The sequence below is a fragment of the Kitasatospora sp. NPDC002040 genome (assembly GCF_040296785.1).
Taxonomy (GTDB): domain Bacteria; phylum Actinomycetota; class Actinomycetes; order Streptomycetales; family Streptomycetaceae; genus Kitasatospora.
This window is the reverse complement of record NZ_JBEOXV010000012.1, coordinates 1-21,054: the sequence shown is the minus strand read 5'-3', so window position 1 is coordinate 21,054 and position 21,054 is coordinate 1. Positions and strand designations below refer to the sequence as shown.

At 74.1% G+C, this 21,054-nt stretch carries 17 protein-coding genes; 12 read left to right on the top strand and 5 right to left on the bottom strand.

All coding sequences use genetic code 11. The features are described from left to right. Nucleotides 1–144: 144 nt before the first annotated feature. From ABT118_RS23505 to ABT118_RS23475, 7 genes are all read left to right on the top strand, one after another. Complete coding sequence (locus ABT118_RS23505) at nt 145–951, top strand: SAM-dependent methyltransferase (RefSeq protein WP_350672261.1); 807 nt, start codon at nt 145–147, stop codon at nt 949–951. Further along, entirely contained in the window at nt 948–3,086 is a 2,139-nt protein-coding gene (locus ABT118_RS23500) for a putative bifunctional diguanylate cyclase/phosphodiesterase (RefSeq protein WP_350672260.1), read from the top strand. Before ABT118_RS23505 ends, ABT118_RS23500 begins: the two co-directional genes overlap by 4 nt. Nucleotides 3,087–3,408: 322 nt before the next feature. Then, nucleotides 3,409–4,239 carry a glycosyltransferase family 2 protein gene (locus ABT118_RS23495; protein WP_350672258.1) on the top strand — a complete coding sequence of 277 codons (831 nt, stop codon included), beginning with the start codon at nt 3,409–3,411 and terminating at the stop codon, nt 4,237–4,239. Then, on the top strand, nt 4,239–5,540 hold the full coding sequence (locus tag ABT118_RS23490; RefSeq protein ID WP_350672256.1) for a glycosyltransferase family 2 protein: 1,302 nt from the start codon (nt 4,239–4,241) through the stop codon (nt 5,538–5,540). The genes ABT118_RS23495 and ABT118_RS23490 overlap by 1 nt, the downstream gene beginning before the upstream one ends. A 5-nt stretch (nt 5,541–5,545) precedes the next feature. Beyond that, the gene (locus tag ABT118_RS23485; RefSeq protein WP_350672254.1) at nt 5,546–6,898 is read left to right on the top strand and encodes a lipopolysaccharide biosynthesis protein; all 1,353 of its coding nucleotides are present in this window, start codon (nt 5,546–5,548) and stop codon (nt 6,896–6,898) included. A gap of 5 nt (nt 6,899–6,903) precedes the next feature. Continuing rightward, complete coding sequence (locus tag ABT118_RS23480) at nt 6,904–7,923, top strand: glycosyltransferase family 2 protein (RefSeq protein ID WP_350672251.1); 1,020 nt, start codon at nt 6,904–6,906, stop codon at nt 7,921–7,923. Next, a complete protein-coding gene (locus tag ABT118_RS23475) occupies nt 7,920–8,735 on the top strand; it encodes a polysaccharide deacetylase family protein (RefSeq protein WP_350672250.1) in 816 nt (271 codons plus the stop codon). Before ABT118_RS23480 ends, ABT118_RS23475 begins: the two co-directional genes overlap by 4 nt. A 19-nt stretch (nt 8,736–8,754) precedes the next feature. Here ABT118_RS23475 and ABT118_RS23470 read toward each other — a convergent pair whose 3' ends face one another. From ABT118_RS23470 to ABT118_RS23460, 3 genes are read right to left on the bottom strand one after another with little or no spacing between them, the layout of a single operon-like run. Then, nucleotides 8,755–9,915 carry a family 16 glycosylhydrolase gene (locus ABT118_RS23470; RefSeq protein WP_350672248.1) on the bottom strand — a complete coding sequence of 387 codons (1,161 nt, stop codon included), beginning with the start codon at nt 9,913–9,915 and terminating at the stop codon, nt 8,755–8,757. Between the two features lie 11 nt (nt 9,916–9,926). Continuing rightward, nucleotides 9,927–11,723, bottom strand: coding sequence for a glycosyltransferase (locus ABT118_RS23465; protein ID WP_350672246.1), 1,797 nt, complete (start codon nt 11,721–11,723; stop codon nt 9,927–9,929). Nucleotides 11,724–11,748: 25 nt separating this feature from the next. Further along, nucleotides 11,749–12,966: an FAD-dependent oxidoreductase gene (locus ABT118_RS23460; RefSeq protein WP_350672244.1), complete on the bottom strand. Its 1,218-nt coding sequence runs from the start codon at nt 12,964–12,966 to the stop codon at nt 11,749–11,751. 274 nt (nt 12,967–13,240) lie between these two features. Between ABT118_RS23460 and ABT118_RS23455 the strand changes: the two genes are divergently transcribed. Then, nucleotides 13,241–14,467, top strand: a complete 1,227-nt coding sequence (locus ABT118_RS23455) for a carboxylate--amine ligase (RefSeq protein WP_350672242.1) — start codon at nt 13,241–13,243, stop codon at nt 14,465–14,467. Nucleotides 14,468–14,785: 318 nt separating this feature from the next. Then, the gene (locus tag ABT118_RS23450) at nt 14,786–15,421 is read left to right on the top strand and encodes a PASTA domain-containing protein (protein ID WP_350672241.1); all 636 of its coding nucleotides are present in this window, start codon (nt 14,786–14,788) and stop codon (nt 15,419–15,421) included. Nucleotides 15,422–15,425: 4 nt separating this feature from the next. Here ABT118_RS23450 and ABT118_RS23445 read toward each other — a convergent pair whose 3' ends face one another. Next, entirely contained in the window at nt 15,426–16,055 is a 630-nt protein-coding gene (locus tag ABT118_RS23445) for a GTP cyclohydrolase II (RefSeq protein WP_350672239.1), read from the bottom strand. Nucleotides 16,056–16,223: 168 nt separating this feature from the next. Between ABT118_RS23445 and ABT118_RS23440 the strand changes: the two genes are divergently transcribed. Together ABT118_RS23440 and ABT118_RS23435 are read left to right on the top strand one after the other, a co-directional pair. Further along, entirely contained in the window at nt 16,224–17,132 is a 909-nt protein-coding gene (locus ABT118_RS23440) for an NADP-dependent oxidoreductase (RefSeq protein ID WP_350672236.1), read from the top strand. A 42-nt stretch (nt 17,133–17,174) separates the two neighbouring features. Further along, nucleotides 17,175–17,939, top strand: a complete 765-nt coding sequence (locus ABT118_RS23435; protein WP_350672234.1) for a VOC family protein — start codon at nt 17,175–17,177, stop codon at nt 17,937–17,939. On the opposite strand, the gene lnt is transcribed toward ABT118_RS23435, so the two are convergent. Next, entirely contained in the window at nt 17,915–19,447 is a 1,533-nt protein-coding gene (gene lnt, locus ABT118_RS23430; protein ID WP_350672232.1) for an apolipoprotein N-acyltransferase, read from the bottom strand. The genes ABT118_RS23435 and lnt overlap by 25 nt on opposite strands. Before the next feature lie 209 nt (nt 19,448–19,656). Between lnt and ABT118_RS23425 the strand changes: the two genes are divergently transcribed. Then, nucleotides 19,657–21,003, top strand: coding sequence for a glycoside hydrolase family 18 protein (locus ABT118_RS23425; RefSeq protein WP_350672230.1), 1,347 nt, complete (start codon nt 19,657–19,659; stop codon nt 21,001–21,003). Nucleotides 21,004–21,054: the final 51 nt, after the last annotated feature.

Sequence of the window (21,054 nt, the reverse complement as noted above, 5' to 3'; positions counted from 1 at the left end):
GGTCCCATTCTCGCGCCGGGCGGGCGATCCGGCGCCCCGTCGGTCACATCCGACTCACTGGTTTCACTGGTTGCAGCGCAGAGGCGATGATAGGAAGATCCTCGTGCTTCGTTGTCCACTTCATATCCGGTAGGGGTTGCCGTCATGCAGCAAGCGAATTGGGTCCCTGCCGGAACCGATCTGGAGCAGCCGAACGCCGCCCGGGTCTACGACTACTACCTCGGCGGCTCGCACAACTTCGAGGTCGACCGGGAGATGGCCCGCAAGGCGATCGCCTTCTGGCCCGAGCTGCCCGCCATCATGCGCTCCAACCGGGCCTTCCTGCGACGGGCGGTCCAGCACCTGGCCGAGCAGGGCATCACCCGCTTCCTGGACATCGGCTCCGGCATCCCGACCTTCGGTCCGGTGCACGAGGTGGCCAGGGCGGTGCATTCGGAGAGCCGGGTGGTCTACGTCGACCACGACCCGATCGCGGTCGCGCACAGCCGGCTGCTGCTCAAGGACGACCCGCAGTCCGTGGTGGTCGAGGCCGATCTGCGGCACGTCGACGACCTGCTCTCGCGGCCCGAGGTGGCCGCGCTGCTGGCGGACGGTGAGCCGGTCGCCCTGCTGCTGGTCTCGGTGCTGCACTTCATCGTCGAGGAGGACGACCCGTACGCGCTGGTACGGCAGCTCCGGGACGCGCTGCCGCCGGGCAGTGCGCTGGTGATCTGCCACGCCTCGCTGGAGGGCCGACCGGACCAGGCCGGGGCGCACCAGGACCTGTACAAGCGCACCCCGACCCCGATGACGATGCGCAACCGGGAGGCGATCAGCCGCTTCCTGGAGGGGTTCGAGCTGCTCGAACCCGGCCTGGTCTACCTGCCGGAGTGGCGCCCCGAGGACCCGGAGTCGGTCGGGCCGCACCCGGAGCGGATGACCGGTCTGGCAGCTGTCGGACTGCTGCCGTGACCCGACGGCCGGACGGGGCGGACCGGGTGGACGCGTCCACCTGGTTCCACCAGGAGTGGGAGCGGCTGCTCCGGGGCGGCCACGGCATGGCCGTGCACCCGGGCATACTGAGCCGCCTGGTGTCCCGGACGGCCGCGCTGCTGCACCGGGCCCAGCACGAGGAGCCGTTCCGGCCCGAGCTGGCCGGCCAGGTGGGCGCCCAGCTGGTGGACGCGCACTTCACCGACCCCGCCGTGCTGTCCCGCGCGGTCGAGCTGCTCCAGCTCGGCCCGGACACCGACGGCCGGGGCCCGGCCCTGAGCGGTGCCTTCGCCGCGGGCTGGGCCGAGGCGCTGCGCGAGCGGACCCTGCGCGAGCAGGAGGCGATCCGGCTGGCCGCCGACACCGCCCGGCGGGAGGTGGAGAAGGCGCTGCGGGAGTCGGAGAACAAGTTCCGCGCGCTGTTCGAGAGCGCCGCGATCGGGATCGGCATCGGGGACACCGACGGCAACATCATCTCGGTCAACCGGGCGCTCGGGGAGATCTTCGGCACCGGCTCGACCGACATGACCGGCCGCCGGGTGGACGAGCTGGTGCACCCCGAGGACACCCCCGGGGTCTGGGAGGCGTACGAGGACCTGATCGCCGGGCGCACCGAGTACTTCCAGTTCGACAAGCCGTACTACCGCCAGGACGGCGAGGTGGTCTGGACCCATCTGACCGTCTCGCTGATCCGCGACGACGAGGGCGTGCCGCTCTACCAGGTCGCCATGCTGGAGGACATCACCGACCGCTACCGCCTGCAGGAGCGGCTGCGGCACCAGGCCACCCACGACCCGCTGACCGGGCTGCCCAACCGGGTGGCCTTCTTCGAGCGGCTGGAGAAGCTCTTCGAGGAGCCCGAGCCGGGGGCCAGGTTCGGCCTCTGCTACGTGGACCTGGACGGCTTCAAGGTGGTCAACGACAGCCTCGGCCACGACACCGGCGACCAGCTGCTGGCCGCCGTCGGCCAGCGGCTGGAGACCGCACTGACCCCGCTGGGCCACCTGGTGGCCCGGCTGGGCGGCGACGAGTTCGTGGTGCTGCTGGAGGACTGCCGGGGCGAGCAGGAGGCGGTGGCGGCCGCCAAGACGGTGCTGGCCGCGCTGGCGAGACCGGTCCAGGTGGGCGACCACTCGCTGGCGGTCGGCGCCAGCGTCGGCGTGCTGGAGCGCCGGGTGGCCACCACCACCCCCGGTGCGGCGGTGCGGGCCGCCGACCTCACGCTGTACCGGGCCAAGGAGGCCGGCCGCGGCCGCTGGACCCTGTTCGACCCGAAGGAGAACGCCCGTGCAGTGAGCCGGTACGCGGTCTCGGTCCGGATGCCGGCCGCGCTGGACCGGGGCGAGTTCTTCATCGACTACCAGCCGCTCTGCTCGCTGGCCGACGGCTCGCTGGTCGCGGTCGAGGCGCTGGTGCGCTGGCGGCACCCGCAGCTGGGGGTGCTCGGCCCGGACGAGTTCATCGGGGTGGCCGAGGAGACCGGCCTGATCATGCCGCTCGGCCGCTGGGTGCTGGAGCAGGCGTGCAGTCAGGCCACCGAGTGGGTGCGGGAGTTCGGCGACCGCGCGCCGCAGATCAACGTCAACCTGGCGGTCCGTCAGGCCCGCAACGCCGGCCTGGTGACCGATGTCGAGCGGATCCTGCGCAAGACCGGCCTGCCGCCGGGCAAGCTCCAGCTGGAGATCACCGAGTCCACCGTCGTCGGCCCCGAGGACGAGGCGCTGAAGGCCCTGCACGGGGTGCGGGACCTGGGCGTCTCGCTGGCGGTGGACGACTTCGGCACCGGCTGGTCCAACCTGGCCTACCTGCGCGACCTGCCGGTCTCCTGCCTGAAGATCGCCGGCTCCTTCGTCGGCGACCTGCACGACCCGGCCAAGGACGCCCACACCGGCTGGCGGATCGTCAGCGGCCTGGTCTCGCTGGCGCACACGCTCGGGCTGACCGTCACGGCCGAGGGCGTGGAGAGCGGAGCGGACGCCGAGCGGCTGCGGCAGATGGGCTGCGACTGGGCGCAGGGCTGGTACTTCGGCCGTCCGGTCCGCCCGGACGAGATCTCCCGCCGGATCGCCGAGGAGCGCCGCCAGGCGGAGGAGCAGGCGCAGAAGCACGCGTGACCGCAGTCGAGGCATTAGCACACCAGCCGGTCAAAAAGGTCAAAAAGGGTTGACACCGGGCAGGGTGCGGGCGGACGATGAGGCCCTGGCACCAGTACATTCGCCAGTTGCCCGTGACAGTCGGCGCCCAGCCGCCCAGAGACCGATCGGTGCGTTCCGGAGGGGTTTCGGGGAGTCCGAACTGACCCGCCGCGCCGTATGTCGCTCTCGTTTTTCCACCGGGGTCCGCCCCGCGCCCAGTGCGCGGTGGCCCGCCCCGTGTCCTCCGGGTCACGCGTGAGGGAATCCGCGTGCCCGCTGTCTCCGGAGAAGGCCGTCCGCGATGAGCACCACCTTGCCCCCCAACGTCCTCCCGTACCCGACCCGGGACGCCCGGCCGCTGCGCCGCACCTCCGACCAGCTGCCCTCCGATCGGCCGCTGCGCCGGTCCGACGACGTCACCAGAACCCGGCACTCGGTCAGCTTGGTGGTGCCGGCCCGGAACGAAGCCCGCAACATCCCCTGGGTGTTCCAGCAGATCCCGAACTGCGTCGACGAGGTCATCCTGGTCGACGGATTCTCCACCGACGCCACCCGGGCGATGGCCGAGCAGATCCTGCCGGCCGTCCGCACCGTCCAGCAGAGCGGCCCCGGCAAGGGCAACGCGCTGCGCACCGGGTTCGCCGCCGCGAGCGGCGAGTACGTGGTGATGATGGACGCGGACGGCTCGATGTGGCCCGGCGAGATCCCGCACTTCCTGCACTTCCTGGACCACGGCTACGACTTCGTCAAGGGCTCGCGGTGCATCGCGGGCGGCGGCTCGCTGGACCTGACCCGGATCCGCGCGGTCGGCAACCTGGCCCTGCTGGCCGTGGTGAACCGGCTCTACCGGACCAGGCTGACCGACCTCTGCTACGGCTTCTGCGCCTTCCGCCGCAGCTTCCTGGACCAACTCGACCTGCGCTCGGCCGGGTTCGAGATCGAGGCCGAGATGATCGCGCACGCGCTGCGGTCCGGCCTGCGGATCGCCGAGGTGCCGAGCCTCGAACTTCCCCGCCGTAGTGGCCGTTCGCACCTGCACGCCGTCTCCGACGGCAGCCGGGTGCTGCGGACCCTGCTCGCCGAACGTCCGGGCGGCAGGGGAGCGGCGCTCCACGCCACGGGGGAGCGGTGATGAACGGCATCGACCGGCGTACCGCAGCGGCCTACCCCTGCCCCGTCGCCCGCGAATCGCTCTACACCCCCGTCCGCGTGGTCGAACTGGACCTGGCCGAACCCGGTGAGCTGCGCTCGCCCGGCGGCACCGGGCCGGCCATCCTCGACGGCCGCGTGTTGGCGTTGGTGCGACTGCACGGACACCCGCTCGGACTGGTCACCGCCACCGGCAGCGCCGACGATCCGGTCGGTCTCCGCCGGGCGCTGGTCGATGCCGCCTTCCGTGAAATCTCGATCACCCCGCACCAGTTGACCACCGCGACGGCCGGAGCGCCCCCTAGTCGGGTCGGCGGCGCCCGGACGCCCGCGGGACCGCCGCAGATCAGTGTCGTGATCGCCACCCACAACCGGCCGGAGCTCCTGCGCCAGTGCCTGGACTCCCTGCTGCGGACCGACAGCCCGCAGTACGAGGTACTGGTCGTGGACAACGCCCCGGACGGGGACGACGCGAGGAATCTGATCCGTGCGCGGTACGCCGACCGGGTCCGCTACCTGCGTGAGCCGGTAGCGGGCCTGGCCCGGGCACACAACCTAGGACTGGCCGCCGCCCGGGGCGAGTTGATCGCCTTCACCGACGACGACACCCTGGTCGACCGGAACTGGCTGACCGCGCTGACCGCGGCCTTCGCCGCCGACCCCAGGACCGGCTGCGTCACCGGGCTGATCCTGCCGGCCGAGCTGGAGACCGCCGCCCAGGCCGCGCTCCAGCGGCACGGCGGCTACGACAAGGGCTTCGTCCCCCGCCGGTGGTCGCTCGACGCGCCCCCCGGCGACCCGCTGTTCCCTTTCACCGCAGGGAAGTTCGGCTCCGGGGCGAACATGGCCTTCCGGACCCGGCTGCTGCGCGCCCTCGGCGGCTTCGACCCCGCCACCGGCGCCGGCACTCCCACCCACGGCGGCGACGACCTGCTGGCCTTCTTCCGGGTCGTCACCAGCGGCCACGTGCTCAGCTACCACCCCGACGCGATCGTCTGGCACCGCCACCGCCGCACCGCCGAGGCCCTGCCCGCCCAGCTCTACGGCTACGGGGCCGGCCTCGGCGCCTACCTGGCCGCCGCCGTCGCCACCGAACCCCGGCTGCTGCCCGCGCTGTTGCGGCGGGTGCCGGGTGGGCTGCGGCACGCCGCCACCCAGGCCCGCAGCCGCACCACCCCGGCCGGCCGGCGCTCCACCGGACTGGCCGCACTGGAGCTGCGCGGGATGCTCTACGGCCCGCTCGGCTATCTGCGGTCGGTCCGCCACCAGGCCCGAATGGGGTGAACGCCGTGGCCACCGTGATCAGGACCAGGACGCCCGGCTGCGGCTGCCCGCTGCCGCTGCCGTGCGAGTGCTCCTACCCGACCCTGCTCAGGGCCCGGGCCAGGGCCGCGTTCAACGGTGAGCCGCTGCTGCACAACGGCCATGTCCTGACCGCCAGTTCACTGCTCACCGCCGCACTCGGCGCGGTCTTCTGGCTGCTCGCCACCGCCTGGTACAGCCCGGAGACGGTGGGCCGCAGTTACGCCGCACTGTCCGCCGCCGCACTGCTCTCCGGGATCGGCCAGTTCAACCTCGGCGACGTGCTGATGCGGTTCGTCCCCACCGCCGGACGGCACACCCGGCGGGTGCTGCTGCGCTGTTACACCGTCAGCACCGCGGCCAGCGCGCTCGCCGCGGTGGCCTTCCTGCTGCTGGTGCCGGTGCTCGCCCCGGGGCTGGACTTCCTGCGGGACCCGGCGGTGGCGGTCGCCTTCGTCGCGGCCAGCGCCGGGTACACCCTGTTCGTGCTCCAGGACGGCGCCCTCACCGGGCTCCGCCGCCCGTCCTGGGTGCTCGGCGAGAACGCGCTGTTCGCGGTCGCCAAGGCCGTCCTGCTCGGCCTCTGCGCGGCACTGGCTCTGGACTCCGGCATCCTGCTGGCCTGGAGCGGGGCGCTGCTGGTCTCCCTGGTCGTCACCAACGGCTACCTGTTCGGCCGGGCCGTCCCCGCGCACGTCCGGGCCGACCGGGACGGCGCGCCGCCGCCGAGGCTGGTGCGCTACGCCGCCGCCGACTACACCGGCTCGCTGCTGCGGACCGCCGCGTACAGCCTGATGCCGCTGCTGGTGCTCGGCCGGCTCGGCGCGGACCAGAACGCGTACTTCTCGCTGGCCTGGGTGATCGGCTACACCTGCTACCTGGCCACCCTGAACATGGGCAGCTCGCTGATCGTCGAGGCCGCCCACGCGCCCGAACGGCTGGCGGAGCACGGGCGGCGGGTGCTGCGCCACACCGGTCTGCTGCTCGCGGCCGGGGTGCTGGCGCTGGTGGTCGCCGCGCCCTGGATCCTGGGCGCCTTCGGCCCCGACTACGCCGAGCACGGCACCACCCTGCTGCGGCTGCTCGCCCTCTCCGCCCTGCCCAACCTGGTGGTCGGCATCGCCGTCGACGCCTGCCGGGCCCGACGCGCGATGGGCTGGGTGATGGGGCTCCAGGCGGCCCTGCTGGCCATGGTGCTGGCCCTCAGCCTCTGGCTGATCCCCCTGCTCGGCATCACCGGTGTCGGCGTGGCCTGGCTGGTCGCCGAGACCGCGCTGGCGCTGCCGCTGCTGCTCGGCATCCGGCGCTGGCTGGGGCCGTTCCCGGTGAAGGGAGAGTGAGGACGATGATCGACCCGGACCGTACCGGCGAGGCGCCGTACGAGGCGCCGCCCCTGCCGCGGCTCACCCTCACCGTGGTGGTCTGCTCGTACACCATGGGCCGCTGGAGCGACCTGGTGGCCGCGGTGCGCTCGCTGCAGCAGCAGCGCCGCCCCGCCGAGGAGGTGCTGCTGGTGGTGGACCACTGCCCTGAACTGGCGGTCCGCGCCGCCGGGGTGCTGGCCGGGGTGCGGGTGGTGGCCAACCGGGAGCGGCCCGGGCTGTCCGGCGCCAGGAACACCGGCGTCGCGCTGGCGCAGGGCGAGGTGGTGGCCTTCCTGGACGACGACGCCACCGCCGACCCGGACTGGACCGAGCAGCTGATGGCCGCCTACCGGGACCCCAGGGTGCTCGGGGTCGGCGGGCTGGTCCGGCCCCGCTGGGAGATCGGGCGGCCGTCCTGGTTCCCGCCCGAGTTCGACTGGGTGGTCGGCTGCTCGTACCGGGGGATGCCCGAACAGGGCGGCCCGGTACGGAACTTCATCGGTGCCAACATGTCCTTCCGGCGGGCCGAGCTGGTCGCGGCCGGCGGCTTCCGCCCCGACCTCGGCCGGGTCGGCAACCGCCCGCTCGGCTGCGAGGAGACCGAGCTCTGCATCCGGCTGGCGGCCGGGCGGCCGGAGGCCGAGCTGCGCTACGAACCCGCCGCCGGGGTCAGCCACCGGGTGCCCGAGGGACGCACTAACTGGGCCTACTTCCGCTCCCGTTGCTACGCCGAAGGGCTCTCCAAGGCGGTGGTGGCCCGGCACACCGGCCGGGGCCCGGCGCTGGCCTGCGAGCGGCGCTACCTGCGCTCGGTGATCCCGCGCGGGATGGCCAGGTCGATCGGCCCGCGCGGGGGCGGCCCCCGGGAGCTGTTCGCCCTCACCCTGGGCGTGACGGCCACCCTGACCGGCTACGCCACCGGGAGGCTGCGCGAGGACGGCACCCTCGGTCGACTTGTCGACTCGCTGAGGCGGGCCGGCGGGCCGGGAGGCACCCCATGAGCAGCCCGGTCCCGGTGTTCCTCTACCACTCCGTCCAGGACGACCCGCCGGCCTGGATCGCCCCCTTCACCGTGACGCCGCGCACCTTCACCGAGCAGCTGGACCGGATCGCCGACAGCGGCCGCACCGTGGTGCCGCTGCACCGCCTGGTCGCGGCCCTGCGCGGCGGCCCGGCCGTGCCGGACAACGCGGCCGTGCTCACCTTCGACGACGGCTTCGCCGACTTCTACTGGACGGTGGCCCAACTGCTGACCGAGCGCGGCCTGCCCGCCACCCTCTACCTCACCACCGGCGCCGTGCACGCGCCCGGCGGGGTGGCGGCCGGCAGCCTGCTGCCGCCGGCCCGGATGCTGAGCTGGCGTCAGGTGACCACCCTGGACGCCTGCGGGGTGGAGATCGGCGCACACACCCGGACCCACCCGCAGCTGGACACCCTGCCGGGACGCTGGTTGCCGAGCGAGATCGTCGGCTGCCGCCGGGAGCTGGAGGACCTGCTGGGCCACCCGGTGGTCTCGTTCGCCTATCCGCACGGCTACTCCAGCGCGGCCGTCCGCCGGCAGGTCAGGCAGGCCGGGTACACCTCGGCGGCCGCCGTGGTGAACGCCTTCAGCTCCGACAGCGACGAAGTGCTGCGGATCGCCCGGCTGATGGTGCGGGCCGACACCCCGCCCGAGCGGTTCGTCGCCTGGACCAGGGGCGAGGGCGCCCCGGTGGCACCCCTGCCCGAGCACCTGCGCACCAAGGGCTGGCGCGCGTACCGCCGGGTCAGGGCCGCGATCGGCCGCCCGGTCGGCGGGCCGCCCGACATCTGACGTTCCGTCCGGTCCGGCCTCAGTGCTGCCAGACCCGGACCCAGTCCACCTCCAGCCGGGCGGTGTCCACCCCGTCCGGCGGCGCCGTGGGGTAGCCCACCGCCAGGTTGAGCAGCAGCTCCATCGGCTGGTCCGGGATCCGGGTCGGATCGGTCTCCCGGTGCCGGGCCACCCCGTCGATGTACCAGGTCAGCGAGGACTGCTCCCAGGCCAGCGCGAAGACGTGGAACCCGCCCGGGTAGTCGGCCGGGCCGACGTGCACCGCCTCGTGCCGGTCGCTGCCGTCGGGCCCGGCCCAGTGCACGGTGAGCTGGGCGTCGTGCGGGTCGGAGATGAACTCGACCACGTCCAGCTCGGGCGGTGTCTGCCGGGTGGCGGGCATCAGCCAGAACGCGGGGAACATCCCGGCCTGCGGCGGGACCCGGATCGCGGCGGCGAAGTAGCCCCGGGTGAAGGTGCGCCGGGGCGTCGCGTCCCAGCTGTCCCGGCCGGTGCTGACCATGCCGGAGGCCCAGGGGTAGCGCTGCCCGTCGCTGCCCGTGGTGGCCCGCCGGTCGGCGGTCAGCGCCAGTACGCCCTGACCCTGCGTCACCTGCCCGGGCAGGTACCACTCCAGCTCGCGGTTGCCCCGGTTGGTGCAGCCGCGGTCGTTCCAGTCGTAGCAGGTGGCCCACCGCGCCCCGTCCAGCCGGGCGCCGTCGAACTCGTCCTGGAACACCAGCCGCCAGTCACCCGGCGCTGCCGGGGCGTCCAGGCTCGGCGGCCCGGTCGGGGAGGCCTGGGCGCCAGGAGTGTTCCACACCTCGTGCCCGGTGCCCGTACCGCAGCCGGAGAGCAGCACCAGCGCGGCCGCCCCGGCCCCCGCCCGGCCGAACGGTCGCCGCAGCAGTACCGCGAGCGTGGTCAGGACGGCCAGCACCAGCACCGCCCGGGCGGGCGTGAACCAGCCGCCCAGGTGCAGCGCGACCGCGACCAGGGTGTCCACCGCGAGCGAGACCGTCAGTGCGAGCACCGCCGTCTCCAGCCGGGTCCGCCGCCGCGCGGTCAGCCCGGTCAGGGCCATCCCGGGGCCGGCCAGCAGGAAGGCCAGCGTGACCGGCACCCGGACCGGCGCGGGCAGCGCGACGGCGCCGAGCGCGGCCCAGCCGGCGAGGGCGGGCAGCAGGCGGGCGTACGGCATGTGGCACCTCGTCAGGTCGCTCGCGGGACGTACCGGTAGATCACCGCGTCGTCGTTCCGGAACACCACGGTGAACCGCGGTGCCTGGTCCAGCGCCGTCCCGAGCCGGGCCACCGTGTCGGCGGGCAGCGCTCCGGTCAGGAAGCACTCGTTGGCCTGCCCCCGGTTCAGGATCAGGTACGCCGGGGTGCCGGGGGCGGCGAACGCGGTGGCCCGCAACAGGCCCGCCAGCGGGTCGGTGAGCAGCAGCTGCCTGGTCTCCGGGCTGTCCTGGTTGAGCTGGATCCGCTGGTGCAGGTCGTACTCGGCGGAGCCGCCCGGGACGTTGCCGGTGACCGAGACCACCACCGAGCCCGGCGGTGCGAGCGCCACCAGCTGCCGGGCGGCGGCCACCTCGCCGGGGGTGAAGTAGTTCATCTTCTCCTTGCTGTAGTAGCCGAAGAACAGGCCGCCCAGCAGGGCCAGCAGCACCCCGGCCGAGCCGACCGCGCGCAGCCGCGGCCGGGGCCCGGGGCGGAACAGCAGCGCCGCGATCAGGAACGCGCAGCTGGGCAGTGCGAACAGGTAGACCCGGAAGATCATCTCGCCGCCGTAGCTGTTCGCGACCAGCAGCGGGACCGGGGCCAGCGCGGCCGCCGGCAGCCCGGTCCGGCGCAGCCACGGCCGGCGCCAGAGCGCGGCCAGCGCGAGCAGGATCACCGTGGCGGAGAGCGCCCGGTCCACCCAGGCCACCACCACCTGGCCGGGCGCGGCCGCCCCCAGCCCGGCCAGCCCCGAGACGATGTTGCCGTCCGGGGTGGTCAGCGCCCGGACGAAGTCGCCGAAGTTGTCGTCGATGAACCGGCGGGCCACCGTGAGGTCCCAGGCCAGCGTGAAGGCCAGCGCACCGGCCAGCGCGGGCAGCACCGCCCGCCGGTTGCGGCGCGGGAGCGCCAGCGCGGTCAGCACGCAGATCAGCATCAGCGGGGTGAGCTGGTGCGAGACCACGATCGCGGCCTCCAGCAGCAGGATCAGCGGCAGCCGTCCGCTGCGCCGCCCGATCCGGTCGGCGCCGGCGGACGGGCGGGCGCCGCCCGGGGCGAGGCCGTCCGGCAGTTGACGGACCACCAGGGCCAGCACGGTGACGAAGAGCAGGAAGGCGAACGCCTGCGGGGCGAAGTAGTCCTGGCCGACCCAGGAGGCCGAGTAGTAGATCCAGAGCGCGCCGAAGACCAGCAGGCGGTCGGTGGAGACGGCCCGGTAGAGCAGCACCAGCGGGGCCAGCAGCAGGAGGTTGGTGACCAGCGGCGCCCAGGCCGCGTAGCCGAGCGCGGAGTGCAGCCCGGTGACCCGCAGCACCAGCCCGTTCAGCACGAAGAAGCCGGGCCACTGGTTGTAGATGTCGAAGCCCTCGGCGTTCGGCACCGGGCCGTTGTTGCGGATCATCGCGTCCAGCACCGCGAGGTGCTTCCAGGCCCAGGAGTAGCGCAGGGTCGGGTAGAGCAGGCTCGGGGTGGCGTGGATCATCGCGATCAGGCCCAGCAGGTACGCTACCAGCCAGCCGGTGCGGACCCGGCGGTCGCGCAGCGCCAGCGAGAAGCCGACGGTCAGCAGCGCGACCGCGGCCCAGTAGGCTGGCGGCAGCACCTGGAGCAGCCCGAGGTCGTTCATCGCGGCCAGGTCGACCGAGCGCAGCGACAGCAGCCACAGCAGCAGCGCCACCGGCAGCACCAGGTACGGCGCCGACGCCAGGGCCCGGCGCCCGGCCGCCGGGCCGCGGTCGGGAGTGCCCGCCCCGGCGACGGCCGGGGCTACCGCGGGGCCGGCCACGGGGGCGGCCCCACCGGGCCCGGCCTCACCGGTCGGCCCCGGCGACGGCGGCGCAGATCCGCCGGGCGGCGAAACCGGTGCCGCAGACGAAGCGCAGCAGCGGGCCGAAGGTGGCGGCGGCGGCCAGCCCGGTGAAGTACAGGCCGGGCACCGAGGACTCGAAGTTCGCGTCCAGCCGCGGCGCGCCCTCGATCCGCCGCAGGCCGCGCCGCAGCTCGGGGCCGAGCAGCGGCAGCCGGTCCAGGTCCACCCGGTAGCCGGTGGCGGCCAGCAGGTGGTCGGCCTCCAGCAGCTCGGTGCCGCCGCCGGGCCGGTGCAGCGCCAGCCGGAGCCGCCCGGCGCTCTCCTCCGCCGAGCGCAGGCTGTGTCCGGTGAGCAGCCGGACCCGCCCCTCCACCCGGTCGCGCAGCCACCAGGCCCCGGACGGGCCGAGCACGGTGTGCACCAGGTGCAGCCGGGTGCGGTCCGGCAGGTGCCGGAAGGCGGCGGGGGCCCGGCTGAACGCGAACAGCGACCAGCCGGGACCGAGCGGTGAGCCCGGTTTGGCCATCCGGCCGGGGACCGGCCGGTCGGCACTGCGGTCGGTGCCGGGCGGGGAGCCGAACAGCAGCCGGCCGGCCCGGGCCACCACGACCGGATCGGCCCCGGCCTCGTGCAGCAGCGCCGCGCTCTCCAGCGCGGACTGCCCGGCGCCGAGCACCGCCACCCGCTGGCCGGCGAAGCGGCCCAGGTCGTGGTGGTCGGAGGAGTGCGAGACCAGGCCCGCCCCGGCGAGCGGGGCGAGCTGTCCGGGCAGGTGCGGGTACGCGCCGAGGCCGGTGGCCAGCACCACCTGACGACTGGTGAACTCCTCGCCGTCCGCCAGCGTGATCCGGAAGCCGGTGCGGCAGGAGTCGATCCGCTGCACGGCGGTGCGCTCCAGGTCGGGGACGCACTCCTGCTGGAACCAGCGGCCGTAGCGGATGAACTCCGCGACCGGGACCGGGTAGAGGTCACCACCGGAGACCCGGCCGTCGACCGTCCGGAAGTCGTCCAGGCCGTACACGGCGCCGGGGTCGGAGATGGAGGAGGCGGAGGGCGTCGACTTCAGGTACATCCCGGTCGGCATCCGGTCCTGCCAGCTCTCCATCGGCTCGCCGAACACCCGTGCCTGCACCCGCCGGGCGCGCAGGTGCGCGGCGGTCGCCAGGCCGTACGGCCCGGCGCCGACCACGGTGACCGGCACCGCGTCGGGGCCGCTCACGGTGTCCACCGCGACCGGGTCGGGCAGGTGGTCAACAGACGGTCGGTCAACATCCGGCGCCCTCCTCGTTCGGAGCACCCCTCAGACCAGGGTGCACCGTCGAGCGGGGCGGGAACACCCCCATTCGGGTGTCCGGGTGATGCCGCAACGTGCACTTCCCTGCTCTGCGTTGGCCCGATCGCTCATCCTGGAGCGAGAATTGATCCGACCGGCGCGGGTGGTGCCGGGGGAACCGACCACTCCGGCGCCGGACTGCACCAGCGATGAGGCCGCCATGACGCAAGCCCGGATCGAGCCGGACCGCGCCACCCCCGCCCTGCTGGTGAAGGTCGGGCACTACCCGCAGCACCACGGCGGGGTCGGGGTGATCCGCACCCTCGGCCGCCTGGGCGTCCCGGTCTACGCCGTGGTCGAGGACCGCTGGACGCCCGCCGCGCTCTCCCGCTACCTGACCGGTGCCTTCGTCCGCCGCACCAGCGGCACCGAGGACCCGGCCGAGCTGGTGGGCCTGCTGCTGGAGATCGGGGCGGCGATCGGCCGTCCGAGCGTGCCGGTGGCCACCGATGACGAGGCCGCGGTGCTGCTGGCGGAGCACGCCGAGGAGCTCTCGGCGCACTTCCTGCTGCCGAAGGTGCCGCCGGCCCTGCCGCGGCTGCTGGCCAGCAAGGCCGGGCTGTTCGAGGTCTGCCGCCGGTACGGCGTGCCGAGCCCGGCGGCCTGGGTGCCGCAGGGGTACGGGGAGCTGCTGGCGGTGGGCCGGGAGCACGGGTACCCGCTGGTGCTGAAGAACCTGGAGGCGTGGACCAGGCTGCGCGCGCCCGCCGTCCGGCACACCACGGTGGTGCGGGGCGAGACGGAGCTGCGGGCCGCCTGCCCGCCGGGGGAAGTGCCGTCGGTGCTGGTCCAGGAGTACCTGCCGCCGGAGCTGGCGCAGGACTGGATCACCCACCTGTGCTGCGGTCCGGACGGGGCCGAGCCGCTGGTCTTCACCGGCCGCAAGCTGCGCTCCTGGCCGCCGGGCGCCGGGGTCACCACCCGGGCGCAGTCGCTGCCCAACCCCGAACTGGCCGCGATGGCCCGGGAGTTCTGCCGACGTCTCGGCTACCGGGGGGCGGCCGACCTGGACTGGCGGCTGGACCTGCGGGACGGGCAGTACAAGCTGGTCGACTTCAACCCGCGCACCGGGGCGCAGTTCCGGCTGTTCCAGACCGTCACCGGGGTGGACGTGGTGCGGGCGCTGCACCTGGGGCTGACCGGCCGTCAGGTGCCGGAGGGCCCGCAACTGGTCCGCAGCTTCGGGGTCGGCCAGCTCGACCTGCCCTCGGCGGCGGTCACCTGCTGGCGGGAGGGCCGGCTGCCGCAGGACGTGCTGCCGCGCGCCTCCACCGAGCGGAGCTGGCTCTGCCGGGACGATCCGCTGCCCGCCGTCGGCGAGGCGGTCCGCTTCACGGGCGCGGTGGCGGGGCGGCTGCGGCGGGCGGTGCCGCGGTCAGGACGATGACCCGGCCGTCCGGGTCGGTGGCGGTGCGGCCGCCGGGCGGCAGCCCGTCGGCCTCCCCGGCGGGGACGGCGAGGCCCAGCCGCAGGTGGCCGGTGGGGGGTCGGCGGCCGGCCGGGTAGAGCTCCAGGACGCTCCCGTCGGCGAGGGTGGCCGCGTAGTGGCGGGGGCCGGTGCCGTGCTGCTCGGGGACCAGCCGGAGGCCGAGGCCGGCGTAGAACTCGCGGCAGGCTTCGAGCTGTTCGGTGTAGAGGACGACGAGGTCGAGGTGCGCGGCGCTCCTTGCGGGCGAAAGGGGATGAAGGGGACTAATCTCCGAGCATGGCGCTCGAATCGGTTCTGACCCTCTTCGATGTGTTGGCCCTGCCGGGAGCCGAAACACCTCCGGCCGCCGACCCGTCCGGGGCTCCGGCCACGGGTGTGACCGGCAGCGGATCGGCGGCGCCGATCTGGGGCATGTTCGCCCTGGCCGCGCTGATCTCGCTGGTGGCCCTGGGACTCCAGGTGCGTCGGAGCGCCGATCCGGTGAAGGCGGGGATCGTCCGGAGCGCGATGGCGCTGATCCTGGTGATGGCCCTGGTGGTGCTGGCGTTCGCCAGTCTGTACGACACCACCGACAAGGACATCAGGATGCTGATGTTCGGTGCGGTGGTCGCGATGACCTCGGGTGTGGTCGCGTTCTACTTCTCCTCCCGGACCGCGGACTCGGCCCGCAAGGACCTGCTCGCGGCCACCACCGGTGTGCCGGTGGTGGTGCCGGAGCTGACCGGCCTGACGGTGCTTCAGGCCAAGGCCAAGATGAGCGCCTCGCACCTCTGGCTGGCCCTGCCCGCCACCGCGGCCGACACCTCGGTGGTGGCCGGCCAGGACCCGTCGGCCGGGCGGATGGTCCCGCTGGTCTCGCAGGTGACCGTCACGCTGGCCGCGCCGGAGCCGCCGAAGCCGCCGGACGCGTAAGCGGTCAGCCGACCAGGGCGGCCAGCGGGATGGCGTGGTTGGTGTGCTCGACCTTGGCGCGGAGGTAGCGGACGTTGCTGGCCGAGACGTGGACGCCGGTGGGGACGCGCTCGGTCACCTCGATGCCGAGGGCGGCGAGCTGGCCGGCCTTGTCGGGGTTGTTGCTGAGCAGGCGGATGCCGGTGGCGCCGAGCGTGGTGAGCATCTGGGCGGCGGCGGTGTAGTCGCGGCCGTCCTCGGGGAGGCCGAGGGCGGTGTTGGCCGCGTAGGTGTCGAGGCCCTGGTCCTGGAGCATGTAGGCGTCGAGCTTGTTGTAGAGGCCGATGCCGCGCCCCTCCTGGCGGAGGTAGAGCAGGTAGCCGCCGGTCTCGGCGATCCGCTCGACCGCCTCGCGCAGCTGCGGGCCGCAGTCGCAGCGGGCGGAGCCGAACACGTCCCCGGTCAGGCACTCGGAGTGGAGCCGGACCAGTGGGGTGCGGTCGCCGAGTTCGCCGATCCGGAGCGCGAGGTGCTCGGCGCCGTCGGTGAGGCCGTGGAAGGTGAAGACCTCGGCCTCGACCCGGTAGCCGTCCGGGAAGGTCAGTGGGATGCGGACCTCGGCCCGTACCGTCGCGGGGCTGAGCTGCTCGGGCATGCCCGTCCTCCTGAGGATGATCGACCTGGTTCGAACGACCGTACACCTTTGTTCCAATTTGAACAACAGCCGTCCGTCCGGTCCCGTTCGGCGCAGCATCCCCGTCCGCCCCGGGCGGATCGCCCGCAAGCTGGTGGAGGCAGGCGGGCCCCCGAGCGAAGGAAGCAGATGTCCAAGGCATTCGGATTCGTGGCATACGGCGGGCCGGAGACCCAGGAGTTCCTGGACCGGCCGGTGCCGGTGCCCGGGCCGGGCGAGTTGCTGGTGGCCGTGCACGCGGCCGGGGTCAATCCGGCGGACTGGAAGGTCCGGCAGGGGCTGTTCGGCCGGAAGACGCCGGTGCCCCGGGTGCTCGGGCTGGAGGCGGCCGGGGTGGTGCAGGTGCTCGGCGAGGGGGTGACCGGCTTCGTGATCGGGGACCCGGTGTTCGGGCCCGCGCTCGGCGGCGCCTTCGCCGAGCACACGCTGCTGGCGGCGGCCGAGGCGGCCGAGGTCCCTGACGACGTCTCCTTCGCCCAGGCCGCCACCCTCTCGGTGGCCGGGGCGACCGCGTACGACGCGGTGGCGCAGCTGGGCCTGGAGGCCGGGCGGACGCTGCTGGTGCTCGGGGTGGCGGGCGGGGTCGGGAGCGTGGCGGCGCAGATCGCGGTGGCCCGTGGGGTCACGGTGCTGGGCACCGCGAGCGATCAGGCCCGGGAGTACGTGGCGAGTCTGGGCGCGACCCAGGTCCGGTACGGCGAAGGGGTGGCCGAACGGATCAGGGCGGCCGCCCCGGACGGGGTGGACGGCATCCTCGACCTGGTCGGCGGCGAGGACGCCCGGGCCGCCGCCACCACCCTGCGGCCCGGTGGACGGCTGGTCTCCACCGCCGACCAGGCGACCGCGGCGGGGCTGGGCGGCGAGTACGTCCGGCGCACCCGTACCTCGGCCGTGCTGGCGGAGCTGGCGGCGCTGGTCGCCGCCGGGGCGGTGGACCCGCACGTGTCCGAGACCTTCACGCTCGACCGGGCCGATGAGGCGATGCTCGCGGTCGAGTCCGGTCATGCGCGCGGCAAGGTAGTCGTCGAGATCCGCTGAGGAGTGCCAGGTGAGTGAGCGTCGGATGAGGGAGCGTCAGGGATGAGGATCACCGCGAACCGGCCCGGCCGCCCCTGCTGGGTCGAGCAGGGCAGTGCCGACCCGCAGGCGGCGCAGGCCTTCTACGGCGAGCTGTTCGGCTGGCGGGCCGCCCCCGACCCCCGGCCGGAGGCGGGCGGCTACACCGTGATGCTGCTGGGCGACGACCCGGTGGCCGGGATCACCCCGCTGGTCGCCCCCGGGCAGCCCACGGTCTGGACCGTCTCGATCGCCAGCGCGGACGCCGACGCCACCGCGGCCACCGCCACGGCCGCCGGGGCGCGGGTGCTGATGGCCCCGGCCGAGGTGCTCGAACTGGGGCGGTTCGCCGTGCTGGCCGATCCGGCGGGCGCGGTCTTCTCGGTCTGGCAGGCCCGCGCCTTCCAGGGCGCGGCGGTGTACGACCAGCCGGGCGCGGCGGGCTGGATCGAGCTCGCCACCCGGGACGTCGCCGGCGCGCTGGCGTTCTACCCGGAGCTGTTCGGATGGAGCGTCAGCCCCGGTGAGTCCTACACCCAGTGGGGTCTGGACGGCACCGACTTCGGCGGGGTGCTGGACATGGGCGAGCAGTTCCCGGCCGACCTGCCGCCGTACTGGATGCCGTACTTCGCGGCCGCCGACGTCGACCTGGCGGCCGAGCGCGCGGTGGGACTGGGCGCCGAGGCGGTGCTGCCGCCCACCGACGTGCCGGACGGGCCCCGGCTCGCGGTGCTGAAGGACCCGCTCGGCGCGGTCTTCGGGCTCTACCTGGCCGACACCGCGGGCTGAGGCCCGGCGGGCTCCGGCTGCGGGGCCCGCCGCCGGCGCAGCCCGCTGGCGGCCGCCAGCGAGACCGCCACCGCCGTGTACGGGACCCAGTCGCCGAGCCGCTGGTACCAGGTCGCGGCCCCGGGCTCGGCCAGCGGCAGGTCCACGGTCAGCGCGCCGCGGTCGCCGGTGCCCAGTGCGGCCAGCCGGCGGCCCTGGCGGTCGTACGCCACCGACTCGCCGGTCAGCGCCGCCTGCACCACCGGGCGGCCGGTCTCGGCGGCCCGCAGCGCGCCCAGCGAGGCGTGCTGCTGCGGGGCCCAGGAGGACTGGAAGGACGAGGTCGCGGACTGGAAGACGATCATCCGGGCACCCTGGTCGGCCGCCACCCTGGACATGTCCGGGAAGGTCGACTCGAAGCAGATCAGCGCGCCGAAGGGGAGCGGACGGCCGGACCGGTCGGTGGTGTGCAGCAGGTGGAAGGCGGCGCCGGGCGCCCGGTTCTCGCCCGCCGCCTTGCTGATCCCGGTCAGCCAGCCCAGCACCGGCCGGAGCGGGACGTACTCGCCGAACGGGACCAGCCGGATCTTCCGGTACCGCTCCGCCACCCCGTCCCGGGTGACCAGCACGGCGTCCTTGGAGATCCGGCCGTCGGCCTTGCGGGCGTCCTCGCCGACCAGCAGCGGGGCGCCGGTGGCGGCCGCCAGCCGCTCCAGCCGGGCCAGCACGTCCGGGGCGCGGTCCAGGTCGGTGCTGGTGCTGCTCTCGCCCCAGACCACCAGGTCCACCCCGTGCAGCCGCTCGGTGATCCGCTCGCTCGCGGCGAACCTGGCGGCCGGGTCGGCGACCTCACCGGGCTGCACCAGGGCGAGAGTTGCGCGGTCGCCGGCGGCCGGGGCGGACTGCACCGCGAACAGCAGCGGCCCGGCCAGCAGGGCGGCGGTGACCGCGGCGGCCGCGACCGCCCTGACCCCGGGGCGGCGGCCGGCCAGCAGGATCAGCACCCCGGTGTTGGCCGCCACCACGGCCGCGCTGACCAGCCAGGCACCGCCGACCGAGGCCAGGCCCAGCACCGCCGGGTGCTCCCACTGGCTCGACCCCAGCAGCGCCCACGGCCCGCCGAGCGCGTGCCAGGAGCGGACGAACTCCGTGCTCACCCAGACCGAGGGGACGACCAGCAGGGCCAGCGCGGCCCGGCGGGTGGTCAGCGGCGGGTGCAGCAGGCGCTGGACGGCGAGCCCGACCGCCCCCTGGAGCGCCCCGAACACCACGGCCAGCGCGAGCAGTCCGGGCCCGACCGACGGCACCAGCCAGTACATCGCGGTGAGGATGAAGCCGGCCCCGAACCACCACCCCCGGACCGCCCCCTCCCGGCCGGTGTCCGCCCGCCGCATCAGCTCCAGCCCGGGCACCAGCGCGACCCAGGCCAGCCACCCCAGCCCGGCCGCCGGGAAGGTCAGCACGGGCAGCGCCCCGGCGGCCAGCGAGGCGTACCGGGGAGGTCGGCGGAGCGGTGCGGGCAGCTTCATGACCCAACGCTAGCGCCCGACCGGGCACCCGGCAGTGCGGGCACGGCCTGACGGACCGTCACCCGCCGTGCTGCGCCCGGGAAGGACGGGGGCTGTCAAGGGGGCGGAAGGAGAATTTTGCAGAGTGGACACCTGGTTGACGCTTCTGGTCCAGACCAATAGCTTGCGGGCTGCAAAGCTCCATCCAGTCCTCATACAGGAACGAGCCCATGCCTCACAGATCAATCACCAAGCTGTCCGTCGCCGCCGCGGCCGCCGCCCTCGGCCTGCTGACCGCGATGGCCCCGGTGGCCAGTGCGGCGCCCGGCGCCGGCGACAGCGAGCGCGGACACTCCGGGTCGTACACCTACAAGCGGGTCGGCTACTTCACCCAGTGGGGCATCTACGGACGCAACTACCAGGTCAAGGACCTGGCGACGAGCGGCACCGCAGGCAGGCTCACCCACATCAACTACGCCTTCGGCGCGATCGGCGCGGACGGCAAGTGCCTGGTCGGCAACGTGCCCGGCGCCGACCCGTGGGCCGACTACGTCCGCCCGGTCGACGCGGCCAACTCGGTGAACGGCACCGCCGACACCGCCGAGCAGAAGCTGGCCGGCAACTTCAACCAGCTCCGTGAGCTCAAGGCCGCCAACCCCGGCCTCAAGGTGATGATCTCGCTGGGCGGTTGGAGCGGCTCGGCGCACTTCTCCGACTCGGTCCTCACCGACGCCTCGCGCAAGGCGCTCGTCTCCTCCTGCATCGACACCTACATCAAGGGCAACCTGCCCGTCGACGGCGCCCGCGGCGGTGCCGGTGCCGCGGCCGGTCTGTTCGACGGCGTCGACCTCGACTGGGAGTGGCCCGGCTCCGAGGCCAACGCCGGCAACGGCGTCCGCCCCGAGGACAAGCAGAACTTCACCAAGCTGGTGCACGAGTTCCGGGTCCAGCTGGACGCGTACGGCAAGTCGCTGTCCAAGCGGAAGCACTTCGACCTGAGCGCGTACGCGCCGACCGCCCCGGCGAAGATCGACGCGGGCTTCGAGGTCAGCAAGATCATCCGGGACTTCGACTTCGTCAACCTCCAGGGCTACGACTTCCACGTCTCCGGCGAGAAGACCACCGCCCAGCAGTCCGCGCTGTTCGCCAAGAAGGGCGACTTCAGCGTCGACCAGACCGTCAACGACTGGCTGCGGCGCGGCGCCCCGGCGAACAAGCTCGTGGTCGGCATGCCGTTCTACGGCCAGGGCTGGACCGGCGTCACCGGCGGTGGCGACGGCCTGGACCAGCCGGCCGCCGGCCCCGCCCCGGCCACCTGGGTCGCCGGTACCGAGGACTACAAGGCCCTGAAGAAGCTCGCGGCCTCCGGCACCTACAAGATCCACCGCGGCCTCGGCAGCGCCTGGCTCTTCGACGGCACCACGCTCTGGACGTACGACGACCCGACCGTGCTGCGCACCAAGGCCGCCTACGTCCAGCTGCGCGGCCTCGGCGGCGCGATGGTCTGGGCCCTCGACGGCGACACCGCCGACGGTGAGCTCTACGCCGCCATCGACCAGGGCCTCAGCCACCGCTGAACCCGGCCGTGGTGAAGCCCCGGTGGGGGCGTCCGCCGACCGGCGGACGCC